The organism is Ekhidna sp. (genome assembly GCF_039940915.1).
GTDB lineage: Bacteria > Bacteroidota > Bacteroidia > Cytophagales > Cyclobacteriaceae > Ekhidna.
Window position 1 is genome coordinate 11,125 of sequence record NZ_JBDVFO010000001.1, and the last position, 17,567, is coordinate 28,691.

Consider the following 17,567-nt stretch of genomic DNA (forward strand, 5'->3'; position numbering starts at 1 on the left):
CGGGAGAATGATTGTCAATAATTAATTAGTCCAAGGTAATTTCAAGAGCCAATCCTCTCAATTCATGTATCAATACATTGAATGATTCCGGAATGTTCGGCTTATTCATGTTCTCGCCTTTAACGATCGCTTCATAAGCTTTTGCTCTACCAATTACATCATCGGATTTGATAGTAAGTATTTCCTGGAGCACATTGGCTGCACCAAACGCCTCCAAGGCCCATACTTCCATCTCTCCGAAACGCTGACCTCCAAACTGTGCCTTACCACCCAGCGGCTGCTGAGTAATGAGTGAGTATGGTCCGATACTTCTTGCGTGCATCTTATCATCTACCAAGTGACCTAGTTTCAGCATGTATATCACACCAACTGTCACTGGTTGATCAAATCGCTCACCAGAAAGTCCATCATATAGGTACGTTCTACCAAAGCTTGGCAAGCCTGCCTCTTTCAATTCGTTCTGAACTTCTTCTTCAGAAGCTCCATCAAAAATTGGAGTTGCATACTTTCTATCCAGCTTCAATCCTGCCCATCCTAATACGGTCTCATAAATCTGACCAATGTTCATCCTTGAAGGTACACCTAGTGGATTCAATACGATATCTACTGGTGTTCCATCCTCCATGAATGGCATATCTTCCTCACGTACAATCTTCGCTACTACCCCTTTGTTTCCGTGACGTCCCGCCATCTTATCTCCTACTTGAAGCTTACGCTTCTTCGCCACATAAACTTTTGCAAGCTGAACGATACCTGCTGGTAGTTCATCTCCTACTTCTAGTGTAAATCGCTCTCTCTTGAAGTGTCCTGAAATATCATTTCGGTAACCCATGTAGTTTTTGATCAACATGAATATTGCCTCGTTGATCGCATCATCAGTTACCCAATTTTCGATAATTAAATCAGAAATCAAGTTTGCCTCTTCCGGTACATTATAGTTACTCTCGTCTCTATATTTATTCTTAGGTGGGAATAGGTTTGCTTCGATGTTCTTTTTAGAGAACTTCACTCCTTTGCTCATCACCTCTTCACCAAACTTATGCTTGATTCCTTGACAGGTTTTACCTTCTATCAGCTGGGCAATTTTATCAAGCATTATTGCTCGAGCTTCTGATAATTGCTGTCCATATCTATTCTTAAGAAGCTCAACTTCTTTCTTAGCTCTAGCTCTTACATCTTTATCCTTTTTAGGCCTTGAGAAAAGTTTTGTATCGATTACAACACCTTTAAGTGAAGGAGACGCTTTTAAAGAAGCATCTTTTACATCACCTGCCTTATCTCCAAAGATTGCTCTCAATAACTTTTCTTCCGGTGTTGGATCAGATTCTCCTTTAGGAGTGATCTTACCGATAAGAATATCACCTTCTTTTATTTCAGCGCCTGTTCGGATGATTCCGTTTTCATCGAGGTTTTTAACCGCCTCTTCAGAAACGTTCGGAATCTCACTTGTAAGCTCCTCTTCTCCTCGCTTCGTATCTCTTACTTCAAGTTCAAATTCATCGATGTGGATTGATGTGAAAATATCTTCTCGAACGACTCGCTCAGAGATTACAATCGCATCCTCAAAGTTGTATCCCTGCCAAGGCATGAAGGCCACCTGCATGTTGATACCAAGTGCAAGCTCTCCTTTCTCAGTAGCAAATCCATCGCACAATGCTTGTCCTTGATTTACCTTTTCTCCTTTCTGAACAATTGGCTTCAAGTTGATACATGTATCCTGATTCGTCCTTCTGAACTTAACAAGATCATATGTTACCACTGAGTCATTGAAAGTGATCACTTGCTCCTCCGGATCCAGATCATACTTTACGGTAATCTTATTTGCATCTACATACTCGATTACACCATTTCTTTCTGCTCTTATCAGTGCTCTGGAATCAAGCGCTACTCTTTCTTCAAGACCTGTTCCTACGATAGGAGCTTGGGGTCTCATTAGAGGTACCGCTTGACGCTGCATGTTTGATCCCATCAAGGCCCTGTTCGCATCATCATGCTCAAGGAATGGAATCATCGATGCTGCTACCGATACAATCTGATTTGGAGCTACGTCCATGTAGGTAACTTCATCTTCGCTACATAGCGGGAAGTCACCTTCAAATCGTGCTTTGATTTTATCATTTAAGAATTTACCCTTATCAGACAATGGCGCATTAGCCTGTGCAATGTTGTGGGTATCTTCTTCTTCAGCAGTCAAGTATTTTACATTACCTGACATATCTACAGTGCCTTTTCCTACTTCTCTGTAAGGTGTCTCAATGAATCCCATCTGGTTCACTTTAGCGTGAACACATAGCGAGGAAATCAAACCAATGTTTGGTCCCTCTGGAGTTTCAATGGTACAAAGTCTGCCGTAGTGTGTATAGTGAACATCTCGTACCTCGAAACCTGCTCTTTCTCTCGAAAGACCGCCAGGCCCTAGTGCAGACATTCTTCTTTTATGCGTAACCTCAGCTAGTGGATTTGTTTGATCCATGAACTGAGAAAGCTGATTCGTTCCAAAGAATGAGTTAATTACAGATGACAATGTTCTTGCGTTGATTAGATCAACGGGTTTGAAATCTTCATTGTCTCGAACATTCATTCGCTCTCGGATGGTTCTGGCCATTCGAGCCAAACCAACACCGAATTGAGAGTAAAGTTGCTCTCCTACTGTTCTTACTCTTCTATTGCTTAAGTGGTCAATATCATCAACGACCGCTTTACTATTGATGAGTCCAATCAAATATTTAACAATGAGGATGATATCCTCGGTAGTCAATACTCTTCTGTCCCAATCAGTATCAATTCCTAATTTCTTATTAATTCTGTATCGCCCTACTTCACCAAGGTCATACCTTTTATCTGAGAAGAATAGACTTGTGATAATATCACGAGCTGTTTGTTCGTCAGGAGCCTCCGTATTTCTCAATTGACGATAAATTTGCTCTACAGCTTCTTTTTCAGAGTTTGAATTATCTTTCTGAAGTGTGTTATAAACGATTGAATATTCAGCAATATTCACGTCTTTTCTGTGAACGATGATGGATTTTGATCCAGAATCTATGATCGTTTGAATGTCGTCTTCCGTGATAATACTATCACGCTCAAGTACTACTTCATTTCTATCGATAGAAACTACCTCACCGGTATCTTCATCCACAAAATCCTCAGTCCAGGTTCTAAGCACCCTTGCGGCTAGTCTTCTATCGATTACTTTCTTAAGATCCTTCGCTGTTGCTTCAACTTCTTCAGACAACCCAAACAGATCAAGAATCTCTTTATCAGATCCATATCCTATTGATCTCAAAAGTGTGGTAATAGGAAACTTCTTCTTACGATCAATGTAAGCATACATTACGTTGTTTACGTCTGTAGCGAATTCGATCCAAGATCCTTTGAAAGGGATAATTCTAGCACTGTAAAGGAGCGTTCCATTCGTATGCTTGCTTTGCGCGAAGAATACTCCTGGAGATCTGTGTAGCTGCGAAACAATTACACGTTCTGCCCCATTAATAACGAAAGAGCCTTTTTCGGTCATGTATGGGATGTTACCCAAAAACACTTCCTGCTCTATCGTCTCAAAGTCTTCATTTTCTTCATCGTTACATAAGAGACGAAGTTTAGCCTTCAAGGGAACTGAATATGTCAATCCTCTCTCAATGCATTCTTGAATGCTATACTTTGGAGGGTCTACAGTGTAGTCCACAAATTCCAATACGAAATTCTCTCGAGAATCCGTGATCGGGAAGTTTTCCATGAACACCTTATAAAGGCCTTCGCCTTCTTTCCTCTCAGCAGGTGTATCTAACTGGAAAAAGTCAACAAATGACTTTAATTGTACATCCAGAAAATCCGGATAATCAATAACTGATTTGATTGAAGAGAAATTTATTCTCGTGTTATTGTTGTTAGCCAAAGCTTACGGAGTTTTAGTTTATAAAAATGAAAAGGACTTTTTAGCATTACATACAAACAGGAAAAGACCTGATCCCTTATTCCGAAAATTTCGGGAGGGAGCCAGGCCTAAACCTTTGGTATTATGTGCTAATTACTTTAATTCGACTTCAGCGCCAGCTTCTTCAAGCTGCTTTTTCAATGCTTCCGCTTCGTCCTTAGCGATTCCTTCTTTTACTGCTTTAGGAGCACCATCAACAAGCTCTTTTGCTTCTTTAAGGCCTAGTCCAGTAAGTTCTTTCACCAACTTAACGATGGCAAGTTTAGCGCCACCTGGAGACTTAAGGATCACGTCGAAAGAAGATTTTTCTTCTTCAGCTCCACCTTCAGCTCCACCGCCTCCAGCAACCATTACTGGTCCTGCAGCTGCAGCTGGCTCAATTCCGTACTCATCTTTAAGGATGTTAGCTAATTCGTTTACCTCTTTTACTGAAAGGTTTACTAGTTGCTCTGCAAATTCTTTTAAATCCGCCATTTTATTAAGTGTTAATTCTGTTTAAAATTTTTTAATTCTCTCGTTCTGAAAGTGTTTTAACAATACCAGCAAGTTTCTGTTCTCCACTTTGAAGTAGAGAAAGAACATTCTTAGCAGGCGATTGCAATAGTGTGATAACTTCTCCTATAAGCTCTTGCTTAGATTTCAAGCTAGCAAGTGCGCCTAGTTGATCTTCACCTATGAATAAATCTGAGTCTATTGAAGCAGCCTTGAATTTCGGTCTGTCATTAGCGTCTCCTTTCTTGAAGTCTTTAATGATTTTCGCAGGTGCGTTGGCAACTTCGTTTACGAACATTATACCAGACGTACCTTTCAACACATCGTCCAAAGACGAATAGTCTCCATCTACATTCTCAAGGGCCTTCTTTATAAGCGTGTTTTTCACAAGCTTATATTCTACTCCTTTATTGAAGCACATTTCTCTGAACTTGTTGATCTCAGCCACTGTGAGACCTGAAGTATCAGCTATATAGAAATGATCTGTTTCCTTAAGCTTTGCTGTAAGGTCACTTATTAATTGTGCTTTGTCTTTTCGTGTCATAACTCTTATAAGCTTGTTATGCTACTTTTATCAATCGCTATTCCACTACTCATAGTACTTGAGAGTGTAATCGACCTGAAGTATGTCCCCTTTGCGGAGGCAGGCTTCAATTTTGAAACTGTCTGGATCATTTCGAGCGCATTATCCTTGATCTTATCAGAGTCAAATGACACTTTACCCACACTCGTGTGGATGATTCCAAACTTGTCAACTTTAAAGTCGATTTTTCCAGCTTTTACTTCCTTTACTGCCTGTCCAATATCCATTGTCACTGTTCCTGACTTTGGATTAGGCATCAAACCTCTAGGTCCGAGTACTCGTCCGAGTTTACCTACTTGCGCCATTACTGTCGGCATGGTGATGATCACATCTATGTCTGTCCAACCTCCTTCGATTTTCTTCACATAATCATCTAAACCAACATGATCGGCACCCGCATCTTTTGCATCTTGTTCCTTATCAGGTGTACATAGCACCAAAACTCTCACATCTTTACCTACTCCATGAGGTAGAGATACTACTCCACGAACCATTTGGTCAGCTTTCTTTGGATCGACACCCAATCGGATGTCAAGGTCTACAGAAGAATCGAACTTCGCGAAGGTTATTTCCTTCACCAATTTTGAAGCTTCCTCCAAAGAATACTCTTTTCCAACCTCTAATAGCTCCTGAGCTTTCTTTTGATTTTTTGTAAGCTTTCCCATTACCAAATATTAATTTGCCCAAGGGGCTTTACCTGAAATTTTCACACCCATGCTTCGTGCTGTGCCGGCCACTACTCTCATAGCAGACTCGATATTGAATGCATTCAAATCTGGCATTTTGGTCTCAGCAATTACTTTGACCTGATCCCATGATACTGAACCCACTTTCACACGATTAGGCTCGGAAGATCCTTTTTTCAACTTAGCTGCTTCCATTATAAGTGAAGCTGCTGGAGGCGTTTTGATAACAAACTCGAAAGACTTGTCTGCAAAAATTGTAACAAGAACCGGAAGAAGCTGTCCTGGCTTATCCTGTGTTCTGGCGTTAAATTGCTTACAGAAATCCATGATATTCAGTCCTTTAGCACCAAGTGCTGGACCTACAGGAGGTGAGGGATTAGCCGCTCCTCCTCGAATCTGTAACTTTAAATAGCCTGCTATTTCTTTAGCCATTTTACCTTATTAATCTTCTTTTTCTACCTGTATATAATTCAATTCGACAGGTGTATTTCTGCCAAAAATCTTAACCGTAACATTAAGCTTCTTACGATCCTCAAATACCTCCTCTACTGTACCCGTGAAGCCACTAAAGGGACCGTCCATCACTTTCACACTCTCACCCACAATGTATGGGGTATCGAGCTTCTCTTCGTACTCCTCAACCTCATCAACTTTACCGAGAATTCTATTGACCTCAGCTTGTCTTAAAGGAATTGGATCTTTTGTAGTGCTACTCCCCGTTGATCCTAGAAAGCCGATCACATTGGGAATTAGCTCTTTATTCGTAACCAGATGTTGAACCTCGCCATTGGAGAAGTCGGCTTGGATCAATACATATCCTGGAAAGAAATTTCTTTCTCTTACTCTCTTTTTGCCATTGCGCATCTCATATACTTTTTCCGAAGGAATAAGTACCTGAGGAATATAATCAGCCAATTCTTGTCTTACCACTTCATTCTCAATGGCTTCCTTGACTTTCTTTTCCTTGCCGCTAACGGCTCTAACTACGTACCACTTATGCTCCATCCTACCCGTACGTATTATAGTTCCTGATAAATAAATTCCATTAAATTTTCGAAGGCATAATCTATGGCTCCAATCATGAGCGCAAAAATTAACGATGCTACGAGCACCAAGACGGCGCTATTTTGCAAGTCACCATACTTCGGCCATGACACTTTGTGTGTCAATTCATCGTATGAATCCTTGAAAAATGAAATAACTTTAGACATAATTTTCCTTCTTTTTAGCACGGGAGGAGGGACTCGAACCCCCAACCAATGGTTTTGGAGACCACTACTCTACCAATTGAGCTACACCCGTAAAAAACAAGCAGTCCCAAAAGGACTGCAAATTTAGAGTAATCAGTTTGTATAAACAAATCCCGACCTACTTACGTACGTCGGGATAACTATTTATTAATCAAGAATTTCAGTTACCTGACCAGAACCTACAGTTCGTCCACCTTCTCTGATCGCAAATCGCAATCCTTTCTCTAGTGCTACTGGGTTAATCAAGTTCACTTCTATAGTGACATTGTCACCTGGCATTACCATTTCTATTGTATCAGGAAGCATAATCTCTCCTGTTACATCCGTCGTTCTTAAGTAGAACTGTGGTCTGTATTTGTTGAAGAATGGAGTGTGACGTCCACCTTCTTCTTTTGATAGAACGTAAACCTCTGCTTTGAACTTAGCGTGAGGAGTTACAGATCCTGGCTTACAGATAATCATACCTCTTTTGATCTGATCTTTTTCAATACCTCTCAAAAGAAGACCAACGTTATCACCAGCCTCACCTCTATCAAGAATCTTACGGAACATCTCTACTCCAGTGATCGTAGATTTTAAATCCTCAGCACCCATACCGATGATGTCTACAGGATCTCCAGAGTTGATTACACCTCTTTCGATTCTACCAGTAGCAACAGTACCTCGACCAGTAATTGAGAATACATCCTCAACTGGCATCAAGAAATCTTTATCTACAGCTCTTTCAGGAAGTGGAATGTATTCATCCACAGCATCCATAAGCTCTTCAATTTTTCCTACCCAATTAGCATCACCGTTAAGTCCGCCCAGTGCAGAACCTTGAATTACTGGTATATCGTCTCCTGGAAAATCATAGGTAGAGAGAAGTTCTCTGATTTCCATTTCTACTAGCTCAAGAAGCTCAGGATCATCTACCAAATCGACTTTGTTCATGAATACCACTAGTGCTGGTACTCCTACTTGTCTTGAAAGAAGGATATGCTCTCGTGTTTGTGGCATTGGGCCGTCAGTAGCTGCTACTACTATGATAGCTCCATCCATCTGAGCTGCTCCAGTTACCATGTTCTTTACATAATCCGCGTGACCAGGGCAATCCACGTGAGCATAGTGACGTTTTTCAGTCTGATACTCAATGTGTGAAGTATTAATGGTAATACCTCTTTCTTTCTCTTCTGGTGCGTTATCTATCGCAGAAAAGTCTTTAATGTCTGCCAATCCTTTTCCAGCTAGTACAGCTGAAATGGCAGCAGTTAAAGTTGTTTTACCATGGTCAACGTGTCCGATTGTACCAATGTTAACATGTGGTTTCGAACGATCAAAGGTTTCTTTAGCCATGCTTGATAATCCTCGTTTGTTTAATTTATGTTATTACTCTATTTTCTAAAATTCTATTCTTATAACTCTCCTCTTCTATCTCTCTCCTCTTCCCCTTGAACCAAGAGCCAATGAGGGGATTTGAACCCCTGACCTCTTCCTTACCAAGGAAACGCTCTACCCCTGAGCTACATCGGCTTGCTTTAGTTGATTAGTTTCAAGTTAACTAGTTGTATAGTTAAGCTAAGAACTGAAAACTTGCTACGAATCGCTCAAAGTTAATTGAGCGGGTGACGAGGCTCGAACCCGCGACCTACAGCTTGGAAGGCTGTCGCTCTACCAACTGAGCTACACCCGCTTATTTATAGTCTCGCTAGAGACTTGTTAAATTTCAATACTTAATCTCTGAACTTTTTCAGAGATTGATATCAGGTGACTCGGACAAATCATAGCAACCGGTAACTACACCTGTTTGAATATGGTGGGGAGAGCAGGATTCGAACCTGCGAAGGAATACACCAACAGATTTACAGTCTGTCCTCGTTGGCCGCTTGAGTATCTCCCCTTGTTTTAAGTACTTTCAAGAACGTCTTTTCCTAGATGCTTTCCAGAAAAAGGATTGCAAAAGTATATCGTTTTTTCAACTAATCAAATTTTCACTTTTATATAAAAAAACTATTTCATCCTCAGTGCATTTTTTTTTGAGATAACACGGAATTTCAGCTAAATATCAAGATTCCTACTACTTAAAAAATGAACCTTAATTTTTAATGCACATTAGTATCCATATTTTTGAGCCACTGAATTCAAACCCAGTCTAAAAATGATAGAAGTAAAGGTAGGCGATAGCAGTAAAGTTGGTGTCTCAAGCAAAAAAGATAAGCTTTTCATTAATGATCAGCTCTTTGATGGAGAGGTCGTGAAAATCAATGAAAATACTTTAAAGGTTTTTAAAGAAAATATGATCTACCGAGTGGAGATTGTAGACCTGCTTGGGAAGGAAATGAAGTTGAAAGTAAATGATCACCTATTGGATATTAAGGTGACAGATCACATTGATCGAATCCTGAATAAGTTGGGCATGAACGTAGCTGCTAGTACTTCAGTAAAAGATGTAAAGGCGCCTATGCCAGGTTCTATTCTGAATATTTTGATTACTGAAGGAGTTGAAGTAAAACAGGGAGATCAATTACTTGTATTGGAGGCGATGAAAATGGAAAATGTAATTAAGTCTCCAGGTGAAGGGAAAGTGGACAAGATCCACGTTGCAGAGAAAGAGAATGTTGAAAAAAATCAAGTCTTGATTTCATTCGAATAATTCCGAAGCAAACAAGTATATATTTGCACGATTTCATCATACATAAAACCACAAAATGACCTATAAACGAATACTACTAAAATTGAGCGGCGAAGCATTAATGGGTGAGAAACAGCACGGCATTGATTCAAATCGTCTAACTCAGTATGCTGAAGAAATAAAGAAAGTAGTAAATGAGGGAATAGAAGTAGCTGTTGTCATAGGTGGTGGCAACATATTTAGAGGTGTGGAAGCAGAGGCATCAGGAATAGATAGGGTACAAGGAGACTATATGGGAATGCTGGCGACTGTTATTAACGCTATGGCTCTTCAAAGCATGTTTGAAAAACATGGGATGTATACTCGGTTGATGTCTGGGTTGAAGATGGAACAAGTTTGTGAACCATTCATACGAAGGAGAGCGATAAGGCATCTTGAAAAAGGGCGAGTTGTCATATTTGGCGCTGGTATTGGAAACCCGTATTTCACCACAGATTCAACTGCAAGCTTAAGAGCTATTGAAATAGAGGCGGATGTTGTATTGAAAGGCACACGTGTAGATGGTGTCTACTCTGAGGATCCGGAGAAAAATCCAAATGCTGAGCGATATTCCAAAATATCCTTTCAAGAGGCATATGAAAAGAATTTGAACATTATGGATATGACTGCTTTTACACTTTGTCAGGAAAATAATTTACCTATAATCGTGTTTGATATGAATACGAAAGGTAATCTTGAAAAAATAGTGGCAGGAGAAGAAGTGGGGACACTCATTAATTGATTATTGTAATTTTCTAACTATGGAAGAAATAGAGATTTATCTGGATACCGCTAAAGAGATGATGGAAAGTGCGGTCCAGCATACACTTGATGAATTTGCCAAAATCAGAGCAGGTAAAGCAATGCCTGGCATGCTAGATGGTATTGAAGTCGAATACTATGGAACAATGACGCCCCTCAATCAAGTAGCCGGCGTAACAACACCAGACGCACGCACGCTCAGCGTAAAGCCTTGGGAAAAGACGATGCTCCAGGAAATCGAAAGAGCTATTATTAATAGCAACCTCGGATTTAATCCTCAAAATGATGGAGAGCAAATTCGAATCAACATCCCTCCTTTGACAGAAGAAAGACGTCTTCAGCTTATGAAACAGGTGAAAGCAGAGGCTGAAAAGGGAAAAATAAGTATTCGCAATGCTAGAAAAGACACGAATGATTCGCTTAAGAAATTAGAAGGTATCTCTGAGGACTTGGTAAAAAATGCAGAAGAAGATGTGCAGAAGCTTACCGATACGTATGCTGCCAAGATTGACACGCTAGTTGAAAGCAAGGAGAAAGATATTATGACAGTTTAGTTCTAAGGTGGCCCAAAGAGGGCCACCTTAGATTTTATTTTTTTCTAGATGTTACGTCATTGAATACCTGCTTCCACTCTTTATCCTTAATATACTTACTCGCCCATCCATTCCAAACTATCTTATCTGGATTGCTGAAATCAATCGTTCCTCTAAAGAACTTATCTTGAAATACGTTGACTGGTGAAATTGCCTGGATTATCTTATTCTCTTTATCCAGAAACCATTTATGCTGTCCATGTAAAGGGAAATCATGTGCTAAAGATGTAACCTGAAAGCATTCTTGCTTCTCATCATAGTTAAAAAAGTAGACATAAGCTCTTTCTTTTTGATTTCTACTATCCACTGTCAATGATTCACATTTGATGAACCTGTCCTTTAGATAATATCCACATGTCCTTTTCCCATTCTCAGTCCACGTTCTTTCTGTCCCTGGATATAAGGTTTCTTTTACCTCCCACTCACCGATTAGAAAATCAAGATCCTTGATGCTTTGAGATAGTGCTGATGTGCCGATTACGCACAAAATAATAGTCATAAGTTGTTTCATGAGTTTTTTTTCTTGAATCTCATGAATAGACACATTACAGAGGTCTCACTAAATGCCTTCTGGTCTCGCTGCGTAATTTTTAGCCGCTTTTGTCTGGTTTATAAACTCTTTCGGTGACATGCCTACCTCCTGTTTGAAAAACCTATTGAAAGTTGCTTTTGAATTGAATCCTGAATCATAGGCAATACTGACGATCTTTAAGTGCCTAAGACTAGGATCCAATAGTTTTGTTTTTGCCTCCTCCACTCTGAATTCATTTATGAATTGATAGAAGTTCTTCCCCAGCTCTTGATTAATTATCTCTGATATCTCTGATTGAGACAGGTTCACAGAATCACTAAGTCCTTTCAAACTAAGCTCTGGATTGAGGAATGCTTTATTTTCATTCACTGATTTAATCAGTAAATCCGCGCTACTACTTCTTGATGTGAAGCGTAGATCAATTGGGCGATTCAGTGTTTGGGTTTGTCGGTAGCCACCAATGGTCAGCCAATACATCGTAACGGAATATAAAATCAAAACCGGCTGCAAATAGTATTCTCCATCATGGTGATACCTTTTATTATATATACCATCTACAATGATGTGATAGAGTAGTACAACGATAAATAAGCTCCCAAGAATTTTAATGAAATTCTTCAGCCAGTGCAAATGCACATTTTCAATGGAAGACAGTTGGCTTAATATGGATTGATTGTATCCATTCAAAATATTAATTGAAAGCCAAGCATATATGAAGACAGATATGAACGAACCATATTCTAGCCATTCGGCAAGAACATGAACCGGATACATTGGCTGAATGGCAGGAATCGCATGATATAAACTGTGAAAGTAGTTTAGGACAATGGGTAAAAAATGATAGAGGTGTTTTTTGGGAAAATTATATGCAGGATTGGTAAGAAACCGAATATAAAAAAACAATGCTGGGCCAATCCAATAAGCAAGCGAAAACGGAAGCCAACTTAACCACAGGAAATCCTGAAAGTACTTACCACTTATGAAATATGGAGTAAATGTAAAACTGAGAGAGACTAACAGCAGGCTAAGAAAGTAGTTGGCAGATCTGTTTTCTTTTTTAAAAAGTATCAGAATGGAATAAACCAAACCATTTACAACAGATGTGATGACTAGCATCTGCACCAGATTCATTTCAAAATTCATTCATTGGCCTTTGAGGTTACTTAATCCTAATCTTTGAAGAACCCTTTGGTTTGAATCATCTCCACCACAGCATCTGGCACAAGGTATTTAATTGACTTTCCCTCCTTGATGAGTTTCCGAATGAGTGTCGCAGAAATATCTACTTCAGGCGCTTCAATCATTCTTACGTTTTCAAATTTTGATAGTTGGCTTTCTTTCGAGTGGGGCCGAGGGTAAACAATCAATCCAAAGTGCTCTAGAATTTTCTCATGATTTTTCCATTTTGGAAAAGACTCCAGATTGTCTTCGCCGATAATCAAATGAAATTTCTTTTCCGGATGTTTTTCCTGAAGAAAGGTAAGTGTGTCTATTGTATAGCTCGGACGCGGCATGTTGAATTCAACATCGCTTGACCTGAATTGGTAGTCATCACCGATGGCTGCATTTACCATATCTAGCCTATCGAATTCATGCAGAAGGTTTTTGTTTTTCTTGAAAGGATTTTGAGGGCTAACGATAAACCATATCTCGTCTACATCAGTGGTCTCTTTAACCAGACTTGCTATAATCATATGCCCGGCATGAATAGGATTGAATGATCCAAAAAATAATCCGATTTCCATATTAGTTTGCAATAAATGACTTTACTATATGTTCAGCTTCATTGATGGCGTCATCTAAATTTTCATTGAGGACAGCCCGATCAAAATAAATTTCTTCCTTCATTTCTTCCGCGGCTTTGTTCACTCGCATATTTAGCACTTCATCACTTTCTGTGTTTCTCATTTCAAGTCTTTCGCGCAAAACATCCTCCCCACTTACTTTTACGAAAATAGAAATGGCCTGATCTCCCAATATCTTTTTCAAGCGTTTGCCCCCCTTCACATCCACGTCAAAAATCACATGGTTTCCTTCACTCCAAATTCTGGCTACTTCACTTTTTAAGGTCCCATAAAAAGTACCTTCATAAACCTCTTCCCATTCCAAAAGATCACCTGATTCTTTTTTGAATACAAAGTCTTCAACAGGTAAAAAATAATAATCACGCCCATCTATTTCTGTTGGCCGTTTAGCTCTTGTGGTTGCTGAAATGGAAAATCTAAGGCTGGGAATCCTATCTAGAAGGCTATGTACAATTGTGGTTTTACCAGCTCCCGATGGTGCTGAAAATATGATCGCTTTTCCTTCCATCAGGCGAAGTTAAAATGATCATCTCACAATCTTACCTCTAATATCATTTGCGAGAGCGCTGGGAACGGATTTATTATTCAACTTTGTTTTAAGAAGTTGACGAATTTGCTTTTCCACGTTATAATGCGCAAAACAGACCATGCAGTTTTCTATGTGCGAGTTAAAGAACTCCACTTGACTGGGAGTAGCCTCATTATCCAGTATGAGGTTTAGTATCCTCAAGCATTTATCAAAATCACTGCAACCACAATCGGGACAATCTGACATTCTAGAATGTATTTTTCGTATTAGTATGCAATGCTGAGAAGTAAAAAAAAGTTCAAATTAATTGTACCCCATCGATAGCGCGTATGATCCAAGTTTTTCTCTTAGCAAGTTTCTTGCTCTGTGAAGTCGTGAGCGAACAGTACCAATAGGGATATCCAGAATTTTAGCCATTTCCTCATAAGTGAATCCTTCCAGATCACATAAGATCACTACAGTTCTAAAGTCTACGGCCAATGAATTAAGCGCATTGCTAATTTCATCACCAATCATATCCTTTGTTGTCTCTAAACGCAGATCTACTGTGGCGTTGCCGATGGTATCTTCAGAATTATAGAATTGTTCTACTTCCTGGTAATCAACTTTTGCTGGTTGTTTGCTTTTCTTCCGATAATCGTTGATGAAACTGTTTTTCAGAATTCTATACAACCACGCTTTCGCATTTGTGCCTTCTTGAAATGAATTAATAAAGCGATAGGCTTTCATGTACGTATCCTGAACCAAATCTTTGGCATCATCTTCATCAAAAGTCAGGCGATAAGCAAAATTGTACATGGAGTCCACATGAGGCATGAATTCCCCATCAAATACCTGTACTTTCTTTGCTTCAGAATATGATCTTTTAACTGGAGTATCTATTTGATTGGTCATGGCTTTCTCATTTATGTGTATGTACATCAATATACGCTACTGATTTAGATTTGTTCTAAATAAGGAAATTATTTTTTAAAGAACCTTATTTGCTAACCTCTTTTCATGGAGTTTGTTCAGTGCCTGACAATCCTCCATCAATCAGTGTCAAGACGGTATATCTAAAACCCTGCCAGCAAACAAAGTCTGCCAATGAGACAGGAAATGCATAAACAAAAAAGGATTCTCCCTATGGAAGAACCCTTTTATCTTGTTAAGAATCAAATGCTTAATATCTATAGTATTCTGGCTTGAATGGTCCAGCAACTTCCACTCCGATGTAATCGGCCTGATCTTTAGATAAGGTATCTAACTCTACACCAATTTTGGAAAGGTGAAGTGCCGCCACTTTTTCATCTAGGTGCTTAGGGAGCATGTAAACTGCGTTATCGTAGTTCTTGTAATTCTTCCAAAGCTCTAGCTGAGCCAATGTTTGGTTCGTAAATGAATTTGACATCACAAACGAAGGATGACCTGTAGCACAGCCAAGGTTCACCAATCTTCCTTCCGCAAGAACGATGATATCGTTTCCATTGACATTGTATAAGTCTACCTGTGGTTTGATCTCAACGTGTGAATCACCGTGGTTCTTCTTTAACCACGCCATATCTATTTCATTATCAAAGTGACCAATATTGCAAACTATTGCCTTATCCTTCATTTTCTCAAAGTGTTCACCTTTGATAATGTCTTTATTTCCCGTAGCAGTCACCACGATATCTGCTCTAGAAACTGAATCAGACATTCTCTTGACTTCAAATCCATCCATGGCGGCCTGTAATGCACAGATTGGATCGATTTCGGATACAATCACTCGAACGCCTGCCCCTCTCAAGGAAGCAGCAGAACCTTTCCCTACATCACCGTAACCGGCAACTACAGCCACTTTACCAGCTAGCATTACATCAGTAGCTCTTCTAATCGAATCAACTAAAGACTCTTTACAACCATACTTGTTATCAAACTTAGATTTCGTTACAGAATCGTTGACATTGATCGCAGGCATTGGGAGAGTACCATTCTTCATTCTTTCGTAAAGCCTGTGAACTCCTGTAGTAGTTTCTTCCGAAAGACCTCTTATATCTTCAACCAACTCTGGATACTTATCCAACACCAAGTTGGTAAGGTCACCTCCATCATCAAGAATCATATTAAGAGGCTTACCATCTTCAAAAGCAAACAATGTTTGCTCAATACACCAATCGAACTCTTCGTCATTCATCCCCTTCCACGCATATACAGGCACTCCTGATTTGGCAATCGCAGCAGCAGCATGATCCTGTGTAGAGAAAATATTGCATGAAGACCAGGTCACGTCAGCCCCTAACTCAACCAAGGTTTCTATTAAAACTGCGGTTTGTATAGTCATATGAAGGCAGCCTGCGATTCGAGCTCCTGCTAATGGCTTATCTTTCCCGTACTCTTTTCTCAGAGCCATCAAGCCTGGCATTTCCGCTTCAGCGAGCTCAATTTCCTTGCGCCCCCAATCAGCAAGGGCAATGTCTTTTACTTTGAATTTTTCTGTAGTTACACTCATTTGTATGTTCCTTGTATTGCTTTTCAATTTTCGAGGTGCAAAGATATAACCAAAGTCAAAAATTTAAGTTCACCTTCCTATCTAATAAATTCCACTTCTTTAATTGAAAATGACCTAAGTGATCCATTCTCATTGATAGACAATCTTCCTTGGTTATCTATTCCAATTATTTCTCCTTGAAATTCTATACCATTTGCTTTAAAAACATGTAGTTCTCCTCTCCACATTAGCTGTCTGTGGTATTCATGAAGTATGTTTCTTTTATCACCGTGCTTCAGCTTTAAATACCATTTTTCAAGCTTGCAAAGCAATTCTTCTATGATACCATCTCGTTCAAACTCTTTGTTAGTTTCGAGAGTAAATGAAGTTGCATGATTTATTCTATAGCCTCGTTGATTTACATTGATGCCAATTCCTACAACAGCAGATTCCAAGGAATTGCCTTTCAAATTATTTTCAATTAAAACTCCTGAAATTTTTTTATCATTTAGATAAACATCATTTGGCCATTTCAAATGAAGCTCTCCTGGCAAATAAGATTTGAGTGTATCAAGAATGGATAACCCAACCACAAGGTTTAAATAAAACTGATCTACAGGCAGCAAGAACTTAGGTCGAAGCAAAACCGACATCAAAATATTTTTCTCAGGTTCTGATATCCAGATATTCCCTCTTTGTCCTTTCCCTTTTTGCTGATCATCGGTATATACCAATGTACCTTCCGGTTCATGGTATTTTCGTGTCATTTGGATCAACTCATCATTGGTTGAATGACATTGTGGCAGGAAAACCACTTTTTTACCTAAGAATAAGGGTTTGGCAAAGATTTTATGCAATAGAATTAATGTAAATTTGCAGTAAAATTAATTGTAAACTATTAGTGAATCAGCAGGTAAGTAAAGACATCAACTCGAAAGTGGTATGTGAGTGGATGGTAGAAGGGATGTTGGACAAAAAAGCTATTGATGTTGTTGTCATGGATCTGCGAGAAGTGAAACACGCGATAGCCGATTATTTTGTTATTTGCAGTGGAAACTCAGATACTCAAATTGATGCAATCTCTGAATCCGTAGAGGAGCAAATTCATAAAAATTCTAAGCAAAACCCATGGAAACGAGAAGGTAGACAAAACAAAGAATGGATTTTATTAGACTATGTAGACGTAGTAGCTCACGTATTTAATAAAGAGAAGAGAACATTTTATGGATTAGAGGAACTTTGGGGAGATGCGAAAATTACGCGAATCGAAGAGAACTAATAACCAGTCACCTCGTTACCTAA

The 17,567-nt window shown here is 39.3% G+C and carries 19 protein-coding genes and 4 tRNA genes; 4 read left to right on the plus strand and 19 right to left on the minus strand.

Annotation, left to right across the window (positions count from 1 at the left end):
* Positions 1–25: 25 nt before the first annotated feature.
* From rpoB to ABJF57_RS00080, 12 genes are all read right to left on the minus strand, one after another.
* Entirely contained in the window at positions 26–3,895 is a 3,870-nt protein-coding gene (gene rpoB, locus ABJF57_RS00025) for a DNA-directed RNA polymerase subunit beta (RefSeq protein WP_462235692.1), read from the minus strand.
* A gap of 132 nt (positions 3,896–4,027) precedes the next feature.
* On the minus strand, positions 4,028–4,408 hold the full coding sequence (gene rplL / locus ABJF57_RS00030) for a 50S ribosomal protein L7/L12 (RefSeq protein WP_348283884.1): 381 nt from the start codon (positions 4,406–4,408) through the stop codon (positions 4,028–4,030).
* Between the two features lie 31 nt (positions 4,409–4,439).
* Entirely contained in the window at positions 4,440–4,970 is a 531-nt protein-coding gene (gene rplJ, locus ABJF57_RS00035) for a 50S ribosomal protein L10 (protein ID WP_462235689.1), read from the minus strand.
* Positions 4,971–4,975: 5 nt separating this feature from the next.
* Positions 4,976–5,674 carry a 50S ribosomal protein L1 gene (gene rplA / locus ABJF57_RS00040; protein WP_462235687.1) on the minus strand — a complete coding sequence of 233 codons (699 nt, stop codon included), beginning with the start codon at positions 5,672–5,674 and terminating at the stop codon, positions 4,976–4,978.
* A 9-nt stretch (positions 5,675–5,683) separates the two neighbouring features.
* Positions 5,684–6,127, minus strand: coding sequence for a 50S ribosomal protein L11 (gene rplK, locus ABJF57_RS00045; RefSeq protein WP_462235685.1), 444 nt, complete (start codon positions 6,125–6,127; stop codon positions 5,684–5,686).
* A gap of 9 nt (positions 6,128–6,136) precedes the next feature.
* Positions 6,137–6,700 carry a transcription termination/antitermination protein NusG gene (gene nusG / locus ABJF57_RS00050; RefSeq protein ID WP_462235683.1) on the minus strand — a complete coding sequence of 188 codons (564 nt, stop codon included), beginning with the start codon at positions 6,698–6,700 and terminating at the stop codon, positions 6,137–6,139.
* A gap of 14 nt (positions 6,701–6,714) precedes the next feature.
* On the minus strand, positions 6,715–6,906 hold the full coding sequence (secE, locus tag ABJF57_RS00055; protein WP_462235681.1) for a preprotein translocase subunit SecE: 192 nt from the start codon (positions 6,904–6,906) through the stop codon (positions 6,715–6,717).
* Between the two features lie 18 nt (positions 6,907–6,924).
* A tRNA-Trp gene (locus tag ABJF57_RS00060) sits at positions 6,925–6,997 on the minus strand.
* A gap of 95 nt (positions 6,998–7,092) precedes the next feature.
* Positions 7,093–8,280, minus strand: coding sequence for an elongation factor Tu (gene tuf / locus ABJF57_RS00065; RefSeq protein ID WP_462235680.1), 1,188 nt, complete (start codon positions 8,278–8,280; stop codon positions 7,093–7,095).
* 105 nt (positions 8,281–8,385) lie between these two features.
* Positions 8,386–8,457 (minus strand) — tRNA-Thr (locus ABJF57_RS00070).
* A gap of 87 nt (positions 8,458–8,544) precedes the next feature.
* A tRNA-Gly gene (locus tag ABJF57_RS00075) sits at positions 8,545–8,617 on the minus strand.
* 121 nt (positions 8,618–8,738) lie between these two features.
* Positions 8,739–8,824, minus strand: a tRNA-Tyr gene (locus ABJF57_RS00080).
* Between the two features lie 258 nt (positions 8,825–9,082).
* Between ABJF57_RS00080 and ABJF57_RS00085 the strand changes: the two genes are divergently transcribed.
* Genes ABJF57_RS00085 through frr form a run of 3 tightly spaced genes read left to right on the plus strand, consistent with a single transcriptional unit; the run spans position 9,083 to position 10,911 of the window.
* Entirely contained in the window at positions 9,083–9,577 is a 495-nt protein-coding gene (locus ABJF57_RS00085; RefSeq protein ID WP_462235678.1) for an acyl-CoA carboxylase biotin carboxyl carrier protein subunit, read from the plus strand.
* Between the two features lie 55 nt (positions 9,578–9,632).
* The gene (gene pyrH / locus ABJF57_RS00090; RefSeq protein WP_462235676.1) at positions 9,633–10,337 is read left to right on the plus strand and encodes a UMP kinase; all 705 of its coding nucleotides are present in this window, start codon (positions 9,633–9,635) and stop codon (positions 10,335–10,337) included.
* A 19-nt stretch (positions 10,338–10,356) separates the two neighbouring features.
* Entirely contained in the window at positions 10,357–10,911 is a 555-nt protein-coding gene (gene frr, locus ABJF57_RS00095) for a ribosome recycling factor (RefSeq protein WP_462235674.1), read from the plus strand.
* A gap of 34 nt (positions 10,912–10,945) precedes the next feature.
* Here frr and ABJF57_RS00100 read toward each other — a convergent pair whose 3' ends face one another.
* From ABJF57_RS00100 to ABJF57_RS00130, 7 genes are all read right to left on the minus strand, one after another.
* Positions 10,946–11,461 carry a hypothetical protein gene (locus ABJF57_RS00100; RefSeq protein WP_462235673.1) on the minus strand — a complete coding sequence of 172 codons (516 nt, stop codon included), beginning with the start codon at positions 11,459–11,461 and terminating at the stop codon, positions 10,946–10,948.
* A gap of 48 nt (positions 11,462–11,509) precedes the next feature.
* Positions 11,510–12,625, minus strand: coding sequence for a helix-turn-helix domain-containing protein (locus tag ABJF57_RS00105; RefSeq protein ID WP_462235672.1), 1,116 nt, complete (start codon positions 12,623–12,625; stop codon positions 11,510–11,512).
* A 26-nt stretch (positions 12,626–12,651) separates the two neighbouring features.
* Positions 12,652–13,227 (minus strand): nicotinate (nicotinamide) nucleotide adenylyltransferase, encoded by a 576-nt coding sequence (nadD, locus tag ABJF57_RS00110; RefSeq protein ID WP_462235670.1) that lies wholly within the window; start codon positions 13,225–13,227, stop codon positions 12,652–12,654.
* A 1-nt stretch (position 13,228) separates the two neighbouring features.
* Positions 13,229–13,795 (minus strand): guanylate kinase, encoded by a 567-nt coding sequence (gene gmk / locus ABJF57_RS00115; protein ID WP_462235668.1) that lies wholly within the window; start codon positions 13,793–13,795, stop codon positions 13,229–13,231.
* 324 nt (positions 13,796–14,119) lie between these two features.
* Positions 14,120–14,710: a sigma-70 family RNA polymerase sigma factor gene (locus ABJF57_RS00120; RefSeq protein WP_462235710.1), complete on the minus strand. Its 591-nt coding sequence runs from the start codon at positions 14,708–14,710 to the stop codon at positions 14,120–14,122.
* A gap of 268 nt (positions 14,711–14,978) precedes the next feature.
* A complete protein-coding gene (gene ahcY / locus ABJF57_RS00125) occupies positions 14,979–16,286 on the minus strand; it encodes an adenosylhomocysteinase (protein ID WP_462235666.1) in 1,308 nt (435 codons plus the stop codon).
* A 77-nt stretch (positions 16,287–16,363) separates the two neighbouring features.
* The gene (locus ABJF57_RS00130) at positions 16,364–17,080 is read right to left on the minus strand and encodes a biotin--[acetyl-CoA-carboxylase] ligase (RefSeq protein ID WP_462235708.1); all 717 of its coding nucleotides are present in this window, start codon (positions 17,078–17,080) and stop codon (positions 16,364–16,366) included.
* 137 nt (positions 17,081–17,217) lie between these two features.
* Here ABJF57_RS00130 and rsfS point away from each other — a divergent pair, with 137 nt between their 5' ends.
* Positions 17,218–17,544, plus strand: a complete 327-nt coding sequence (gene rsfS / locus ABJF57_RS00135; RefSeq protein ID WP_462235707.1) for a ribosome silencing factor — start codon at positions 17,218–17,220, stop codon at positions 17,542–17,544.
* The last annotated feature ends 23 nt before the right edge of the window (positions 17,545–17,567 follow it).